The 18,200-nt window shown below is 41.2% G+C and carries 11 protein-coding genes; 1 reads left to right on the top strand and 10 read right to left on the bottom strand.

From position 1 onward, the window contains the following. The 10 genes from EO111_RS07580 to ileS all read right to left on the bottom strand — a co-directional run. Window positions 1-107, bottom strand: a 107-nt coding sequence (locus tag EO111_RS07580) for a GTP-binding protein (protein ID WP_149306083.1), incomplete at its 3' end; no start/stop codon positions are given. An 81-nt stretch (window positions 108-188) separates the two neighbouring features. Beyond that, the gene (gene fusA / locus EO111_RS07575) at window positions 189-2,264 is read right to left on the bottom strand and encodes an elongation factor G (RefSeq protein ID WP_009353908.1); all 2,076 of its coding nucleotides are present in this window, start codon (window positions 2,262-2,264) and stop codon (window positions 189-191) included. Between the two features lie 19 nt (window positions 2,265-2,283). After that, window positions 2,284-2,754 carry a 30S ribosomal protein S7 gene (gene rpsG / locus EO111_RS07570; protein ID WP_009353884.1) on the bottom strand — a complete coding sequence of 157 codons (471 nt, stop codon included), beginning with the start codon at window positions 2,752-2,754 and terminating at the stop codon, window positions 2,284-2,286. A 46-nt stretch (window positions 2,755-2,800) separates the two neighbouring features. Then, window positions 2,801-3,175: a 30S ribosomal protein S12 gene (rpsL, locus tag EO111_RS07565; protein WP_009353904.1), complete on the bottom strand. Its 375-nt coding sequence runs from the start codon at window positions 3,173-3,175 to the stop codon at window positions 2,801-2,803. A 75-nt stretch (window positions 3,176-3,250) separates the two neighbouring features. Then, window positions 3,251-3,496: a ribosomal L7Ae/L30e/S12e/Gadd45 family protein gene (locus tag EO111_RS07560; RefSeq protein WP_009353939.1), complete on the bottom strand. Its 246-nt coding sequence runs from the start codon at window positions 3,494-3,496 to the stop codon at window positions 3,251-3,253. A gap of 388 nt (window positions 3,497-3,884) precedes the next feature. Further along, window positions 3,885-8,129, bottom strand: a complete 4,245-nt coding sequence (rpoC, locus tag EO111_RS07555; protein ID WP_127011182.1) for a DNA-directed RNA polymerase subunit beta' — start codon at window positions 8,127-8,129, stop codon at window positions 3,885-3,887. 32 nt (window positions 8,130-8,161) lie between these two features. Next, complete coding sequence (gene rpoB / locus EO111_RS07550; protein ID WP_127011181.1) at window positions 8,162-12,328, bottom strand: DNA-directed RNA polymerase subunit beta; 4,167 nt, start codon at window positions 12,326-12,328, stop codon at window positions 8,162-8,164. 328 nt (window positions 12,329-12,656) lie between these two features. After that, complete coding sequence (locus EO111_RS07545; protein ID WP_062400936.1) at window positions 12,657-12,854, bottom strand: DUF362 domain-containing protein; 198 nt, start codon at window positions 12,852-12,854, stop codon at window positions 12,657-12,659. A gap of 44 nt (window positions 12,855-12,898) precedes the next feature. Next, window positions 12,899-13,432, bottom strand: coding sequence for a cysteine hydrolase family protein (locus EO111_RS07540; RefSeq protein ID WP_127011180.1), 534 nt, complete (start codon window positions 13,430-13,432; stop codon window positions 12,899-12,901). 101 nt (window positions 13,433-13,533) lie between these two features. Next, window positions 13,534-16,380: an isoleucine--tRNA ligase gene (gene ileS, locus EO111_RS07535; RefSeq protein WP_127011179.1), complete on the bottom strand. Its 2,847-nt coding sequence runs from the start codon at window positions 16,378-16,380 to the stop codon at window positions 13,534-13,536. Between the two features lie 582 nt (window positions 16,381-16,962). On the opposite strand from ileS, the gene EO111_RS07530 reads away from it, so the two are divergent. After that, entirely contained in the window at window positions 16,963-18,162 is a 1,200-nt protein-coding gene (locus EO111_RS07530; protein ID WP_127011178.1) for an MFS transporter, read from the top strand. Window positions 18,163-18,200 lie beyond the last annotated feature (38 nt).

Raw genomic sequence — 18,200 nt, 5'->3', positions numbered from 1 at the left:
AGAACTTTAGTGATTGCTGCTGTTAAAGTAGTTTTACCATGGTCAACGTGACCGATAGTACCAATGTTAACGTGTGGCTTATTACGTTCAAATTTTGCTTTTGCCATTTTGAATTGTCCTCCCGGATAATTAAAACTTTATATATAGTAATCCTGTGGGGCGTATAGCCCCACTAGATACACTTTTGATTAGCCATTTTTCTTAGCTTGAATTTCTTCAGCAATTTTCTTAGGCACTTCTTCATAATGATCGAATGTCATGGAGTAGTTACCGCGACCTTGTGTTTTGGAACGAAGGTCAGTAGCATATCCGAACATTTCGCTCAATGGAACATATGCTTTGATATGTTGGGAGCCGTTGCGAGCTTCCATTCCATCCATACGGCCACGACGGGAGTTCAAATCACCGATTACGTCGCCCATGTATTCTTCAGGAACTTCTACTTCAACAGCCATGTATGGTTCAAGTAATGCTGGGTCAGCTTTACGAGCACCCTCTTTGAAGCCCATGGAACCTGCAATTTTGAAGGCCATTTCAGAGGAGTCAACATCATGGTAAGAACCGTCAAATACGATAACTTTGATGTCAACCATTGGATAACCAGCGATAACACCGGATTCCATAGCCTCTTTAACACCGTTCTCAACTGGTCCAATGTATTCACGAGGAATAGAACCACCAACAACTTTATTTTCAAATTCGAAACCAGCACCTGGCTCTTGAGGAATGATTTCCAACCAGCAATGGCCGTATTGACCTTTACCACCAGATTGGCGAACGAATTTACCTTCAGATTTAACTGCTTTACGAATTGTTTCGCGGTATGCTACTTGAGGTTTACCTACATTACAGTCAACTTTGAACTCACGGTTCATACGGTCAACGATGATGTCAAGGTGAAGCTCACCCATACCGGAAATGATTGTTTGACCAGTTTCTTCATCAGTACGAACTTTGAAAGTTGGATCTTCTTCAGCCAAACGAGCTAATGCCATACCCATTTTTTCTTGGTCCGCTTTAGTTTTTGGTTCCACAGCAACAGAGATAACTGGTTCTGGGAATTCCATGGATTCAAGAATAACTTGCGCTTTGTCATCGCAAAGTGTATCGCCAGTAGTAGTATCTTTAAGACCTACTGCTGCAGCGATGTCACCAGCGTATACGCGGTCGATTTCTTGACGGCTGTTAGCATGCATTTGCAAGATACGGCCGATACGTTCTTTTTTACCTTTTGTAGAGTTGAATACATAAGAACCAGACTCTAATGTACCGGAGTACACACGGAAGAACGCTAATTTACCAACATAAGGGTCAGCCATAATTTTGAAAGCTAACGCAGCGAAAGGACCGTCATCAGTGGAAGGACGAGTTGTCTCTTCACCAGTGTTAGGGTCGATACCTTTAATCGCTGGTACATCTGTTGGAGCTGGCATGTAGTCAACTACAGCATCTAACAACATTTGTACACCTTTGTTTTTGTAGGAAGAACCGCAAAGAACTGGGAACAATGTGTTTTCACACACAGCTTTACGAAGAGCTGCTTTAATTTGTTCTTCAGAAATTTCTTCACCTTCCAAATATTTTTCCATCAATTCGTCATCAGTTTCAGCAACTGCATCCACTAACATTTCACGACGCTCTGCTGCAACATCAGCATATTCTTCTGGAATTTCAGTGATTTCGTATTCTTTTCCGTCATCACTGATGTAGATTTCAGCTTTCATAGTTACCAAGTCAATGATACCTTTGAAAGTGTCTTCTGCGCCGATAGGCACTTGGATAGCTACGCTATTAGCACCTAAACGAGCTTTCATCATATCAACTACGCGGAAGAAGTCAGCACCTACTGTATCCATTTTATTTACATAAGCGATACGAGGTACGCCGTATTTATCCGCTTGACGCCATACTGTTTCAGATTGAGGCTCTACGCCACCTTTCGCACTGAATACAGCTACGGAACCGTCTAATACACGAAGGGAACGTTCTACTTCTACTGTAAAGTCTACGTGACCAGGAGTATCGATAATGTTGATGCGATGACCTTTCCATTGAGTAGTAGTCGCAGCGGACGTGATAGTGATACCACGTTCTTGCTCCTGCTCCATCCAGTCCATCGTAGCAGCACCTTCATGTACTTCACCGATTTTGTGAACTCGACCAGTATAGTAAAGGATACGTTCCGTTGTGGTTGTTTTACCAGCATCGATGTGAGCCATGATACCGATATTACGAGTTTTCTCTAAAGAAACTTCTCTTGCCACTATATTTCTCCTTAACTAATTACCATTTGTAATGAGCAAATGCTTTATTAGCCTCTGCCATTTTATGAGTATCTTCTTTTTTCTTAATAGCTGCGCCAGTATTATTGAACGCGTCCATTAATTCGCCTGCTAAACGTTCTTTCATAGTGCGTTCACCACGAAGACGAGCATAGTTTACCATCCAGCGAATACCTAGAGATAAACGGCGATCAGCACGAACTTCAACCGGCACTTGGTAGTTAGCACCACCGATACGGCGAGCACGTACTTCTAATACAGGCATTACATTTTTTAAAGCCTGATCAAAAACTTCCATAGGGTCTTGACCCATTTTGGAACGAATAATTTCAAATGCATCATATACGATGGATTCAGCAATGCCTTTTTTGCCATCGTACATTACTTTGTTAATGAAACGTGTTACTAATTTGCTATTGTACACCGGATCTGGTAGTACATCGCGTTTCACAACAGGGCCTTTTCTTGGCATGTCAATTCCTCCTTTAACGATGTGTGTTCTCTAATCTTATGCTAAATTATTTTTTAGCACGTTTCGCGCCATATTTGGAGCGGCTTTGCATACGATTTTGTACGCCAGCTGTATCCAATGCACCACGAACGATGTGATAACGCACACCAGGAAGGTCCTTAACACGACCGCCTCTGATAAGTACAACGCTGTGTTCTTGTAAATTGTGACCAATGCCTGGGATGTATGCAGTTACTTCAATACCGTTTGTCAAACGAACACGGGCAACTTTACGAAGCGCGGAGTTCGGTTTTTTAGGCGTAGCTGTGTATACACGAGTACAAACACCACGTTTTTGTGGACACTCTTTCAAAGCTGGAGAGTCAGATTTACGCACTAAAGTTTTACGGCCTTTACGTACTAACTGGTTAATAGTTGGCATGTGGGCACCTCCTTTCCAAACAATTAGATTTATAATTGATCCGCTCGATAATATATCGTTCGGATATTACCAAAACTAGCGAAGCACGCCGATTGCGGCAGCTCCTACTTTAATATGAGCAGCTTGCCCAAGTTCTTCCATCGTATGATTTCGATCTACAGGCACATTGTGCTCTAAACAAATTTCCAGAATCGGCAAGATAATTCGGTCATCGCTATCAAGACCTACAAATACACACTCTACTTCATCGCGCCCCACGGCTTTGCGGGTTTGTTTCGCTCCTATTATGAGATTTGCATTTGAAAGCATATCGATTGTCATATGCGTCTCCTTCTTATTCGTTACTTGCTTTAGGGCGCACTGCTCCTTAAGCACTTTACTAGTTTACCATTGTTTATATGCCCTGTCAAACGATTTTATCCCTTACAAATCGCTAGAATAAAGCATTTTATATGTACATGCTTCCGTGCGGTTCAAAAATGTGTTTTTCTGTATATTTTGAGTTGGTTTTATACAGCTATCGTGCTTTATTTGTATGTATATGCATTGTATTTTCTTTTTTGTATTTTATCTATGCAAAATTGATATAACAAAATTATTTGTTTTTATATGACATAAAGAAATAAGCGGATAACTTCCTGCAGGTTGTTATCCGCTATTCCTTCCAACAATGTTAACTAGCTATCTATGCTCGTCTGATTGTCTTATATTATTCTGCTGTCTCTACATCTGTAGTTTCACTTGCTACATCTGCACTGACTACTTCTGTATCCACTACTAGATCTTCTAATTCAGGCGTATGTTTTACTACCTTAATTTTACGATAGCGGCTCATGCCTGTACCAGCTGGTATTAATTTACCAATGATAACATTTTCTTTTAAGCCAAGTAATGGATCAATTTTACCTTTGATCGCTGCTTCTGTAAGAACACGTGTTGTTTCTTGGAAGGAAGCTGCTGACAAGAAGCTGTCGGTTGCCAAGGCTGCTTTGGTAATACCCAATAGTGTACGAACACCAGTAGCTTCTTTTTTACCATTTAAGCGTAAACGACGGTTTTCATCTTCAAATGTATTTACATCGATAGAATCTCCTGGTAATACATCTGCATCGCCAGCATCTTCAATTTTCACTTTATGTAACATTTGACGAACGATAACCTCGATGTGTTTATCGTTAATTTCTACACCTTGAGATTTGTATACTTTTTGTACTTCATATACTAGGTAACGTTGCGTTGCTTCTGTACCCATTACACGCATAATGTCATGAGGGTTAATGGAACCTTCTGTTAAACGTGCGCCTAAAGATACTACGTCACCATCTTTCACAATGATGCGAGATCCATAAGGGATTAAGTAATCAAACTCTTCACCCTCAGCTGTAGTAATAAAGATGGTATTGGTACCTTTTTTATTATCGTTAGGAACGACACGTACAGTACCTTCTACTTCTGCAATGATAGCATTACGTTTTGGACGACGTGCTTCAAACAATTCTTCGACACGAGGTAAACCTTGTGTGATATCATCACCGGCAACACCGCCTGTATGGAATGTACGCATTGTTAACTGTGTACCTGGTTCACCGATGGATTGTGCCGCAATAATACCTACTGCTTCACCAACTTGTACTTGTCCACCAGTACCTAAGTCACGGCCATAGCATTTCATACATACGCCATATGGAGAACGACAAGTCAATACAGAACGGATTTTCACTGTGTCGTAATGTTTTACTACTTCATCAGCTAATTCATCAGTAATTTCACCATTCAATGGAACGATGACTTCACCAGTTTCTTTATTGATTAATTCTTCTGCTGCTGTACGGCCCACGATACGATCTTTCAATGGTTCGATAACGCCAGTACCTTCCACGATAGCTTCTACTTCAATGCCATGAATTTCATTGTTGCGTACTTGAACTTCTTTTACATCAGAGTTCAAGATAGCTTCGATAGCTTCTTCTGTTAATGCTGTATGGGCAGGGAAGATTTCTACACCTTCACTATCAATAACAGGATACACAGTATCTTTACCCAACATATTTTCAATCATTGTATTGCGTAATGTCGTACGAATGGTATCGTCCACTTCACCTAACGCAATGGTTTGAACAATATTAGTATGGTTGATGTCGCTGTCGCTACCCAATTGTGCGCCACGTAATGCGATAGATTTCACTTGAGATTCTGCTAATACTTCAATAGTTGCTTCTGTTACGATGCTTTCAGCGTCAGCAATCACTTCCCCAGTCATAGGGTCTACTACATCGCGATCTAACACACGACCGATTAAATCATCTTTTAAGTATGTTAACGCATCTTTTGTATTACGCGCTAAGCGAGCTCTTTCACGAGCTAAGTCGATACCTACCACATCGCAATCTTCCTCACGAACGATTACGTCTTGAGATACGTCAACAAGACGACGTGTTAAGTAACCAGAGTCAGCTGTACGAAGGGCTGTATCGGCCAAACCTTTACGGGCACCATGAGAGGACGTAAAGTAATCCAATACAGTCAAACCTTCTTTAAAGTTTGCTTTAATAGGCAAGTCGATGATACGACCAGATGGGTCCGCCATCAAACCACGCATACCTGCCAACTGACGAATCTGTTGTTTGTTACCACGGGCTCCGGAAATCGCCATCATATATACTGGGTTGAAACCATCTTGGTCAGCCGCCATATTATCCATCATGGCTTCTGTTACATTGTCGATAGCTTCATTCCAAAGTTCGATCGTTTTACGGTAACGTTCTTCTTCTGTAATTAAACCACGACGATATAGACGGGATACTTTATTAACTTCTGTATCTGCTTCTTCTACGATACCAGCTTTTACTTCTGGTACTTTAATATCCGCAATAGCAATTGTCATACCAGCACGGCGAGCGAAGGAGTAACCCAAGGATTTAATACGGTCCAATAGTTCTGCAGTTTTTTCGTTGCCGAACGCTTGGAAACATTGGTCGACTAATTTACCAACCATTTTCTTATCCATGACTTTACCCAAGGACCATGTGCCGTCTTCTTCTTTCACAAATTGACGGATTTCTGGATATAAAGCTTCGTTGAATATCAAACGACCTGCTGTTGTTTTAACTAGACCATATCCTTCGATACGAATGTAGATAACGTCTTGTAAGCCGATGGCACCAGAGTCATATGCCAACATCACTTCATCGTAATTTGCAAAGCGTTTTGCCTTATCTTCTGTACCTTTACGAACTACTGTTAGGTAGTAAGTACCCAAGATCATATCCTGAGATGGAACTGCTACTGGTTTACCATCTTTAGTAGATAAGATGTTATGGGATGAAAGCATCAAGGTACGTGCTTCTGATTGCGCTTCTACGGACAATGGTAAGTGACACGCCATTTGGTCACCGTCAAAGTCGGCGTTGAAGGCTGTACATACTAATGGATGCAATTTGATAGCACGGCCTTCCCAAAGGATTGGTTCGAAGGCTTGGATGCCTAATCTATGCAATGTAGGGGCACGGTTTAGTAATACTGGATGTTCTTTAATAACTTCTTCTAAAGCTTCCCAAACACCAGCACCGATACGCTCTACTTGACGTTTTGCGGCTTTAATATTGCTAGCTTGTCCACGTTCTACCAATCGTTTCATAACGAATGGCTTGAATAATTCCAATGCCATCTCTTTTGGAAGACCACATTGATGCATTTTCAATTCTGGACCAACTACGATAACGGAACGGCCGGAATAGTCAACACGTTTACCCAACAAGTTTTGACGGAAGCGACCTTGCTTACCTTTTAACATATCGGATAAGGATTTCAATGGACGGTTGCCAGGACCAGTCACAGGACGGCCACGACGACCATTGTCAATCAACGCATCCACAGCTTCTTGTAGCATACGTTTTTCGTTGCGCACGATAATATCAGGAGCGCCTAAATCCAGTAAACGATTTAAACGGTTATTACGATTGATAACACGACGATACAAATCATTCAAGTCAGAGGTAGCGAAACGACCACCATCTAATTGCACCATTGGGCGCAATTCAGGTGGGATAACTGGCACTACATCCATAATCATCCATTCTGGGCGATTGCCAGATTGACGGAATGCTTCTACTACTTCTAAACGGCGAACGGCACGAACTTTACGTTGACCTGTAGCAGTTTCTAATTCACTGCGCAACTCATCATTCAATGCTTCTAAGTCTAATTCGCAAAGTAATTCTTTAATCGCTTCTGCACCCATATCGATACACACGAATGTATTCTCTTCTAAGGCACCAAGCTCTAATTTTTCTTCACGAGTTAATACTTCGTATTCTTTTTCTTCTTCTGGAATTTCTGTATTCGCCGCAAGCTCTGCATTCACTTCTTCTTTGTGTTTTGCAGAATTGATTAATTGCAAACGTTCACGACGTTGTGCAATGGTTTCAATGATGACACTTTTACCACCGATTTTATAGTCAGCATCATTGAACATGGCTTCGTATTCACGGAATTCAGTTTCAAATAACAATTGTTGTTTAGACAATGGAGATTGACCTGGATCCACTACGATATACGCAGCAAAGTATAATACACGTTCCAAGGAACGAGGGGATATGTCAAGGATCAATCCCATGCGAGATGGGATACCCTTGAAATACCAAATATGAGACACTGGTGTAGCCAATTCAATATGGCCCATACGTTCACGACGCACTTTAGCACGAGTAACTTCTACACCACATTTATCACAGACAACACCTTTATAACGGATGCGTTTATATTTTCCACAATGACATTCCCAGTCCTTTGTTGGTCCGAAAATGCGCTCACAGAATAAACCATCTCGCTCTGGTTTTAAGGTGCGGTAGTTAATTGTTTCAGGTTTTTTAACTTCTCCATGAGACCACTCCAAAATTTGTTGTGGTGAAGCTAAACCGATTCGCATGGAATCAAATTCATTTACGTCTAGCACTGTATGCTCCCTCCTTTACGAGATAGTGGTACTTACTCATTATCAGAAGATTCTACATAGCCACTGATTTGGCTGATAATATCATCTTCTTCACCTGCTGTTACAGGCTCTTCTTCTACAATGTATCCGTCAGGTGTTCCTTCTACTGTGGAAGCTTCTCCTTCTGTAGTCGCTTCTGTAGTACCTTCTTCCATCACTTCACGAATATCATCATGACGTGGTACATCCTCATCATCTAATTCCTTGATAAGAACTTCTTCTTGATCTTCATTCAAGATTTTTACGTCAAGGCCAATACTTTGCAATTCTTTCAACAATACTTTGAAAGATTCAGGTACACCAGGTTCAGGAATATTTTCACCTTTTACGATTTTTTCGTAAGCTTTTACACGGCCCACAACATCGTCAGATTTCACAGTTAACAACTCTTGTAGTGTATACGCTGCGCCATACGCTTCAAGAGCCCACACTTCCATCTCACCGAAACGTTGTCCACCGAATTGAGCTTTACCACCCAATGGTTGTTGTGTAACAAGAGAGTACGGACCAGTAGAACGAGCATGGATTTTATCATCTACTAGATGGTGAAGTTTTAACATGTATACGTAACCAACGGTAACTTTGTTATCCATTTTCTCGCCTGTACGGCCATCGTATAATACAGTTTTACCATCATCATCACGACCAGCTATGCTAAGTGTATCGAACACATCACTTTCATGAGCACCATCAAATACTGGTGTCGCAATATGAATACCAGCCACGTCAGGTTTTGGCATACCATACATATCATAGTCATAACCAAATTTTTCCAATTCAGTACGTAAATGACTACGTTTTTCACGAACTTGCTGAATCGTTTCAATCACATATACTACACGACGAATTGCACGCAATTCCTCTTCTAAGGCTGGCTCCATTTCTGGACGTTCGGCTTCTACATCATCAAATGTTTCAATGCCTAATTCATAGATACGTTTTTCTTCAGCCAATAAGAAGTTATAGCGTTTTTCTCCACCAAGATCTTCAAATTTTTCTTGAGCTCGATGTAAAATTTTATCTAAGGCTACTACTTTTTGACTATCAATTTGTTTATCTGTTTCAAGGTAGTTAGCAATCATAGGATCTGCAATGGCTTGTTCTAAACTTTCAATTTCTGCATAGATATCTTTGATGCCATCAATTTCATCCCAATATGTACCGTTTAATTTAGCTTCTTTCAGTACTTCTTTGATTTTTAGATCAGTTGCCTTAATTTGCATACCTAATCCTTGTACTGCCCAACCTAAATGCGTTTCCAATACCTGTCCGATGTTCATACGAGACGGTACGCCTAATGGGTTCAATACGATTTGTACTGGTGTACCATCTGGTAAGAATGGCATATCTTCTTGACGCATAACGCGAGAAACGACACCTTTGTTACCATGACGACCCGCCATTTTATCGCCTTCGTGGATTTTACGTTTTTGCGCAATATATACACGAACTACTTTATTAACACCTGGTTGTAATTCATCACCGTTTTCACGCGTGAAGATTTTAACGTCCACAATCTTACCTGCTTCACCATGTGGTACACGCAAGGAAGTATCGCGAACTTCACGTTCTTTGTCGCCAAAAATAGCGCGTAATAAGCGTTCTTCTGGAGTTAATTCAGTTTCCCCTTTAGGAGTTACTTTACCAACTAAGATATCACCAGGTTTAACTTCTGCACCGATGCAGATAATACCATTTTCATCCAAGTTTTTAAGGTTATCATCACCAGTATTTGGCAATTCACGAGTGATTTCTTCGGCACCTAATTTCGTATCACGAGCATCACATTCGTACTCTTCGATATGGATGGATGTGTAGATATCTTCTTTACAAAGTTCTTCACTTAATAAGATCGCATCCTCGTAGTTATAACCTTCCCAAGGCATGAACGCTACCAATACATTGAAGCCTAATGCTAATTCGCCCCCATCTGTAGCTGGACCATCTGCCAATACTTGACCTTTCACCACGGATTGACCACGGTATACGATTGGTTTTTGGTTAAAGCATGTAGATTGGTTAGAACGCATGAATTTGTTCATTTTATATACGTCTACACGACCATTATCACGTTGTACATGAACTTCATTACCCCAACAACGTGTAACAATACCAGCTTCTTTTGCTAATACGCAAACGCCGGAGTCTGTTGCCGCTTTGTATTCCATACCTGTACCTACTAAAGGTGCTTGTGCACGAAGTAGAGGCACCGCTTGACGCTGCATGTTCGCACCCATCAAGGCACGGTTCGCATCGTCATTCTCTAAGAATGGAATCATAGCAGTACCGATAGATACTACTTCTTTTGGGCTTACGTCCATGTAGTCTACTTTATCTGGAGATACTTCTAATACATCATGACCACGACGACATGCAATGTTCTCAGATACGAAGTAACCTTCTTCATCAATACGAGAGTTCGCTTGGGCAATTGTCATGCCTTCTTCTTCATCTGCTGTCATATATACAACTTGGTCTGTAACACGAACTTTCAATACTTTGTTAGCATCTTCGCCTGTACCATATACTTTTTCAATTTTACGGTATGGTGCTTCGATGAAACCAAATTCATTCACTTTCGCATAGTTAGACAAGGAGTTAATCAAACCGATGTTTGGACCCTCTGGAGTTTCGATTGGACACATACGACCATAATGGGAATGATGCACGTCACGAACTTCGAAGCCTGCACGCTCACGAGATAAACCACCAGGTCCTAACGCGGATAGACGACGTTTATGTGTTAATTCGCCCAATGGGTTAGTTTGGTCCATGAACTGAGACAACTGAGAAGAACCAAAGAATTCTTTGATTGCTGCCACAACTGGACGGATATTCAATAATGCTTGTGGTGTAATAACAGATACGTCTTGGATTGTCATACGTTCTTTCACCACACGTTCCATACGAGTTAAACCGATACGGAATTGGTTTTGTAACAATTCGCCTACGCAACGAAGACGACGGTTACCCAAATGGTCAATATCATCAGTTTGACCAATGTTTTCGATCAAGTTCATCATGTAACTTACGTTAGCAATCATATCTTCACGAGTCACAGTACGATGACTAAATGGCAAATTGCTATTGTTACAAATCACTTTTACTACAGTGCCATCTGTATTCACTACGAAGAACTCAGGTACTACATCACCACTGTACACACCGCTATTAGCCACTACGTCAAGAACTTCTTCGTTCACATAGGTATTCGCTTCTACGATGATTTCGCCATTTTCGTCTACGATTGGTTCTGCCAAAGTTTGACCGAACATGCGTTGACGCCAGCCTAATTTTTTATTTAATTTATAACGACCTACACGAGCTAAATCATAGCGACGAGGATCAAAGAATAAGTTATCGAATAAGTTACGAGCACTTTCCACAGTTGGTGGTTCGCCTGGACGAAGTTTTTTGTAGATTTCTACTAATGCTTCATCAGAGGATTGTGTGCTGTCTTTTTCTAATGTACGAAGTAAACGTTCATCGTATTCAGGATGACCATTTTCGTCCACTTGTCCATTCCAGAATAATTCCAAGATGGATTCGTTAGTTTCCCAACCTAATGCACGTACTAATACTGTAGCTGGTAATTTACGGTTACGGTCGATACGTACGGACACAATGTCGTTCGCATCTTTTTCTAACTCGATCCAAGCACCACGGTTCGGAATTACTGTGGAATCATACAAACGGTTACCCATGGTATCGATACTGCCACCGTAGTACACACCTGGGGAACGAACTAATTGGGATACGATAACACGTTCCGCACCATTGATGATGAAAGTTCCTGTATCTGTCATCAATGGGAAGTCGCCCATGAATACTTCTTGTTCTTTAATATCTGGATTTTCTGGATCATTGTTAACGAGACGAACATTGACGCGCAATGGTGCTGCATACGTAGCATCACGATTTTTGCATTCGTTAATGTCATATTTTGGTTCTCCAAGGCTGAAACCTTCAAAGGAAAGAGCTAACTTTCCTGAATTGTCTTTAATCGGAGAAATATCGTTAAAAATATCTTGTAAACCGCTCTCTAAAAACCACTCATAGGACTTGCGTTGCACGTCTAACAAATGTGGCATTTCGAGAACTTCGTTGATCTTAGCGTAGGTATATCGAGTACGCTTACCCACTTGCTCAGGTTTGAACATGTTCTTTTCACCCCTCATAAAAATTGGCTTACATATTCTATAACGGTATGACTGCAGACGATTCCAGGTCTCAGTTTTCCTGCTGACCAATGACAAAATAAGCAAGGCTCGTAATTTTTTCTTGTGAACCTTGCTTTCCTCATTTCAGCACAACCTTGGATATATTCCTTCATCAATTCAATGTTATAGTTACTTTTTTGCAATTAAATATTATAATCTTCTTATATCTATTTGTCAATAGCTATTATACTAAAAGTTCTCCATAGTACGAATACCATGTAATACTCCATACCATTAACAACTAAAAAAGACTTGGTACACAAACATTTTATTCGTTCGTATCCAAGTCCTTTTCCTTTACCATCTGCACGGCACCTACTGGGCATATGGCATAACAGTCACCACAGTGAATGCACATGTCCTGATGGATGACATAGCGATCACCTTTGCGTGTAATAGCCTCTGCAGGGCAATCCATAGCACACCCTGCACAACAAACGCAGGTATCATTAATATAAAAGTACATAAGCAAGCCTCCTAGCCTTAGTATACTACGAGGCTCCCCACATGTCACTCTTCCACAATACACTGACACATCTTCATAGTCAATAGTGCCGCTTCATGGGATTCTTGTGTCACCCCTGCACAACATTTCGGATCCACATGAAGTGGAATTTCTGGCAATCCTGCTTTTAGAATCAAAGCATTGGAAACCACGCAAATATCCGTACATAAACCAATCAAGGTTAAAGATTCGATAGGTTCCTCTTCGTGCATTCCTTTAAGATGAGCCAACAAATCTAAGGACCCAAAGTTAGGTTTATCTAGTACATCCACCCGTTGACCTCGTTCACGAGCCACTTCCAATAGATCATCAGCAATCTCCCAACCTTTAGTGCCACGGGCACAATGTTCCACTGGCAAATGTTTACCCTCTTGGCTTTCAAGGTAACTACTATCGTGTGTATCACGAGTGAACACCATAGGACCAGTAAAATTGCGGATTTTTTCACGTACCGCCGGTACAATAGCCTGCGCCTGCGGCGAACCTAATGTTCCATCAATAAAATCATGTTGCATATCTATCACAATCAATACGTTCATAGGGTATCTCCTTTGTTAGAAAGTAGGCAAGGAAATGATACACTCCCTTGCCTCACCTAAATTGATAGTACTTAAACCTTTGACTACTTATGCTATTATCATTATCTCTTTACTACGTCAGCACAACGAGCACATAATGTTGGATGATCTGTATCTTGACCAACTGTGTCGCGGTGAATCCAACAGCGTTCACATTTTTCTAAGGCAGATGGAGTTACCACGATGGATAAGGCTCCGTCTTCTACTGTTACTGCGTTGGCTGGTGCATTGTCACGGCCTTCTACTACATGTGCTTCAGACACGATCAACAAGCTAGCTAGGGAATCACCGAATCCAGTCAATGCTTGGTACGCATCGCCATCTGCATAGACAGTGATGGATGCATCCAAGGAGTGACCGATGGCTTTATCACGGCGAGCGCCTTCTAAAGCTCTTGTCATTTCACTACGAAGGTCTAACATCGTTGCCCAACGTGCAGACAATTCCCCGTCCACATGCTCTGCATGACCTTGTGGCCAATCTGCCAACATTACGCTTTCTTCCATACCATCTTCTTTTGGCATGTATTGCCATACTTCTTCAGCTGTGAAAGAAAGAACTGGGGACACCATTTTAACTAGTGTTGTCAAGATTTCATAGATAGCAGTTTGCGCACTACGACGAGCCACGTTGTTTTCTTTCTCTGCATACATTGTATCTTTCAACACGTCTAAGTAGAAGGAAGATAAATCTACAGTACAGAAGTTATGAATTGTGTGATACAAGATGTGGAATTCATAGTTTTCGTAAGCATTTGTTACTTTTTGACGAACTTCTTCTAAACGATGCAACGCCCAACGATCCAATTCTGTTAACTCTTTATAAGCTACTTTATCAGTGTTAGGGTTAAAGTTATCTAAGTTACCCAACAAGAAACGGAATGTGTTACGGATTTTACGATATACTTCTGCCAATTGTTTTACGATGTCTTTGGACAAACGCACGTCTGCTTGGTAATCTGCAGAGGATACCCACAAACGCATTACGTCAGCACCGTGTACATCGATGATATCAGAAGGAGCCACTGTATTGCCTACAGATTTAGACATTTTACGGCCTTCCCCGTCCACTACGAAACCGTGAGTCAATACGGCGTTGTATGGTGCATGACCACGTGTAGCGATACCTGTTAACAAAGAAGAGTTAAACCAACCGCGATGTTGGTCAGAACCTTCTAAGTACATAGCGCAAGGCACATCCATTTCATTTTGTTCCAATACGCCAGACCAAGAGCTACCGCTGTCGAACCATACGTCCATGATATCTGTTTCTTTGTGGAAAGAATCATGTCCACAAGATGGACATGTGAATCCTGCTGGCAATAATTCTTTCGCTTCATGAGCCCACCAAGCATTAGAGCCTTCTTTGGCAAACCATTCTTGTAAGGAAGAGATAGTATCATCATTGATGATGTGCTCTCCACAATGATCACAATAGTAGATAGGAATTGGCACACCCCACGCACGTTGACGAGAGATAACCCAGTCCCCACGGTCTGCGATCATATTATAAATACGGTCATGGCCCCATTTAGGAATCCATTGTACTTGTTCATCGATGGCTTTCAAAGCTTCTTGACGGTAGCCATCCACAGAGGAGAACCATTGTTCTGTAGCACGATAGATAACAGGGTTTTTACAACGCCAGCAATGAGCATATTGGTGGCGGATATTGCCTTTTTGCACCAATGCACCATTGTGAGCCAAGATTTTGATCACTGGCACTTCTGCATCATGGATTTCAACGCCCGCTAGTGGTTGTTCTGTATCACCATAGCGAGGTTCATCTACTTTGGCAATATAACGACCAGTAGCATCTACTAAAGATAAAATTTCAAAGTCGATTTTACCCGCATCTTTGTATGCTTTTACTACATTAAAGTCATCTTCACCATGAGCAGGAGCTGTATGTACGCAACCTGTACCAGCGTCTAATGTAACGTGAGAACCCAACAAGATAGGAGCATTACGATCTGCAAATGGATGTTTAAAGTTCGCCAATTCTAATTCGCTACCTTTGAACGTATTCAACACTTCATAGGATTCTACGCCCATTTCTTTGGTAGCTGTTTCGATTAAACCATTCGCTAATAACCATGCCTCATCGCCGATTTTCACCCAAGAGTAATCTAATTCTGGGTTCACAGAGATAGCTTGGTTGGCAGGCATTGTCCAAGGAGTTGTTGTCCAGATGACGGAAAACAATTTGCTAGTGTCAAAACCTGCTGGCAATGTGCTGTCAGCACCGTTTACGTAAGCAAATTTAACATAGATGGAGAAAGATTTTTTCTCAGCATATTCAATTTCCGCTTCCGCCAAAGCAGTTTCACAATGCGTACACCAGTACACAGTTTTCAAACCTTTGTAGATGTAGCCACGTTTCGCCATTTCACCAAATACGCCGATTTGTTTCACTTCGAACTCAGGGCGCAATGTTAAATAAGGACGATCCCATTCACCAAGCACACCGAAACGGATGAAATCTTTCTTTTGTTCTTCTACACAATTCAATGCGTATTCACGACATTGATTGCGAAGATCCAATGGACTCATTTCATGACGATTCAATCCAGTGTTTTTGATAACTGCATGCTCGATAGGAAGACCATGTGTATCCCAACCAGGAATGTATGGTGTGTAATGACCTTGCATTGTTTTATATTTCATCACAATGTCTTTTAATGTTTTGTTCAAGGCATGACCGATGTGCAATTTACCATTTGCGTACGGAGGGCCATCATGTAAGATAAAAGATTTTTTACCTTTATTTTTCGCTAAGCGTTTTTCATAAATTTTATTATCTTCCCAAAACTTGATAAATTCTGGTTCGCGCTTTGGCAAATTACCGCGCATAGGAAATTCTGTTTCAGGCAAGTGCAAGGTCTTACCATAATCTACTTCATTAGACATTCTATTTCTCCTCTCAATAAAAAAAGCACCCGCTCCCCGAAGGGACGAATGCAAATCCGTGGTACCACCCTACTGATGATTCTTGTGAAAGATACCCCCAACGAATCATCGCTCAAACATATAACGGTGTCCACCGATGTGAGTACCCCCAGTACGGGCTCCCCAACATATACTCAAAAGTGATCCGCCATGCATTCACCCATGAGGCTTTCACCATCCCTCACTCGCTCGGAGCTACCTTGCATGACCGTCTTTATCAACGTATTAACATATATCGTTGTCAAATACAGATACAATTATATACTATCTGCAGAGTAGTTGCAATAGACCCAATCACATTCTATCCATGTTAGAAACGTATATCCCCTGACTGTGACGCTATTATATAGTCAAACGATCGTACTTCCTCATACATCATAAATGCTAGAACCATATGTATAAAAATCTACTCGGAATCCTACAAGAAACTATTAGAGGTATACCTAGATTAGGGGTATAATAAATCTCACTGATATGCTACCATAGATACATACATAGTTGGAAATTTATAGTAGGGTCGCCTACACGTACATAGGAGTCAGTATGGAACTTTGGAAACGCACCTTATACGTTTGTTTATTCGGGGCCTTCATGGCATCGGTGGGGCTCAGTCAAGCAGCTCCCCTCATTCCCTTATATTTACAGGACCTAGGAGTCCACGATCAAGGATCTCTTGCCAATTGGTCTGGTATCGCCATGGGTGTCACCTATCTTATGGTGGCCCTCGTCTCACCTTTTTGGGGAAAACTAGCTGATAGAAAAGGAAGAAAATTAATTTTACTACGAGCTAGTTTTGGAATGATGGTCACCAATGCACTTCTTGGGTTCGCACAAAGCCCTGAACATGTTGTGATGATCCGCATTCTAAATGGTATGGTATCTGGATTTTTTTCTGGATCCATTACGTTAGTAGCCACCCAAACTCCAGAGTCCAGAACTGGTTGGTCCTTAGGTCTATTATCCGCTGCCAACTTGGGAGGCTCTTTATTAGGACCTATGATTGGTGGTTATATGGGAAGTACCTTTGGTATTCGGTATGCTTTTTTTGTGGTATCCGCTTTACTAGGCATAGCTTTTTTATCTTCCTTATTATTCATAAAAGAAGACTTTACTCCTAAAGTAAAGGGCCCAGCTCCTTCTTTCAAAGACTTACAACAATCTATCTCCAATTGGAAAGGTCTTATCTTCGTATCTATCGCTTCTTTCATTTTTGCCTTCACTACCATGGCATCAGCTCCTATCCTTTCTGTATTCGTGCAACATATTGTAGGCCGTGGCCACGAACACATCGCATTACTAGCTGGTTTAGCTTTCACCTCTACAGGAATTGCTCAAATGTTAGCTAGCTCTGTACTCGGTCGCTACATCGATAAACTAGGCCCTCAATTCATTCTTTGGACAAGCTTTATTTATGTAGGATGCCTAACAATTCCACAAGCCTTTACAGATTCTATTATCGTCTTATGTATCATTCGATTTTTACTAGGCTTTGGATTAGGCGGACTATTGCCAGGAATCAACACCTATATTGCGAGTATTACACCAAAACATTTAGCTGGACAAATTTTTGCTTACAACCAATCCACTCTATTCTTCGGCTACTTTATGGGCGCTGTAGGTGGTTCAGCCATCGTATCGCAATGGGGCTTTAGTACCATGTTTATCGTGACAGGTATGATTATTGCATTAACAGGGGTCTTCTTGAAAGTAACATTAGGGCGCACTTCAACAGCCAGTCATTAGCATCATTCTTATAAACTACAATATAATTTTCCATCCTA

This window comes from Veillonella sp. CHU594, assembly GCF_003992265.1.
Lineage (GTDB): Bacteria > Bacillota > Negativicutes > Veillonellales > Veillonellaceae > F0422.
Note: the sequence above shows the minus strand (reverse complement) of the source record. Positions and strands in the feature narration are given on the sequence as shown.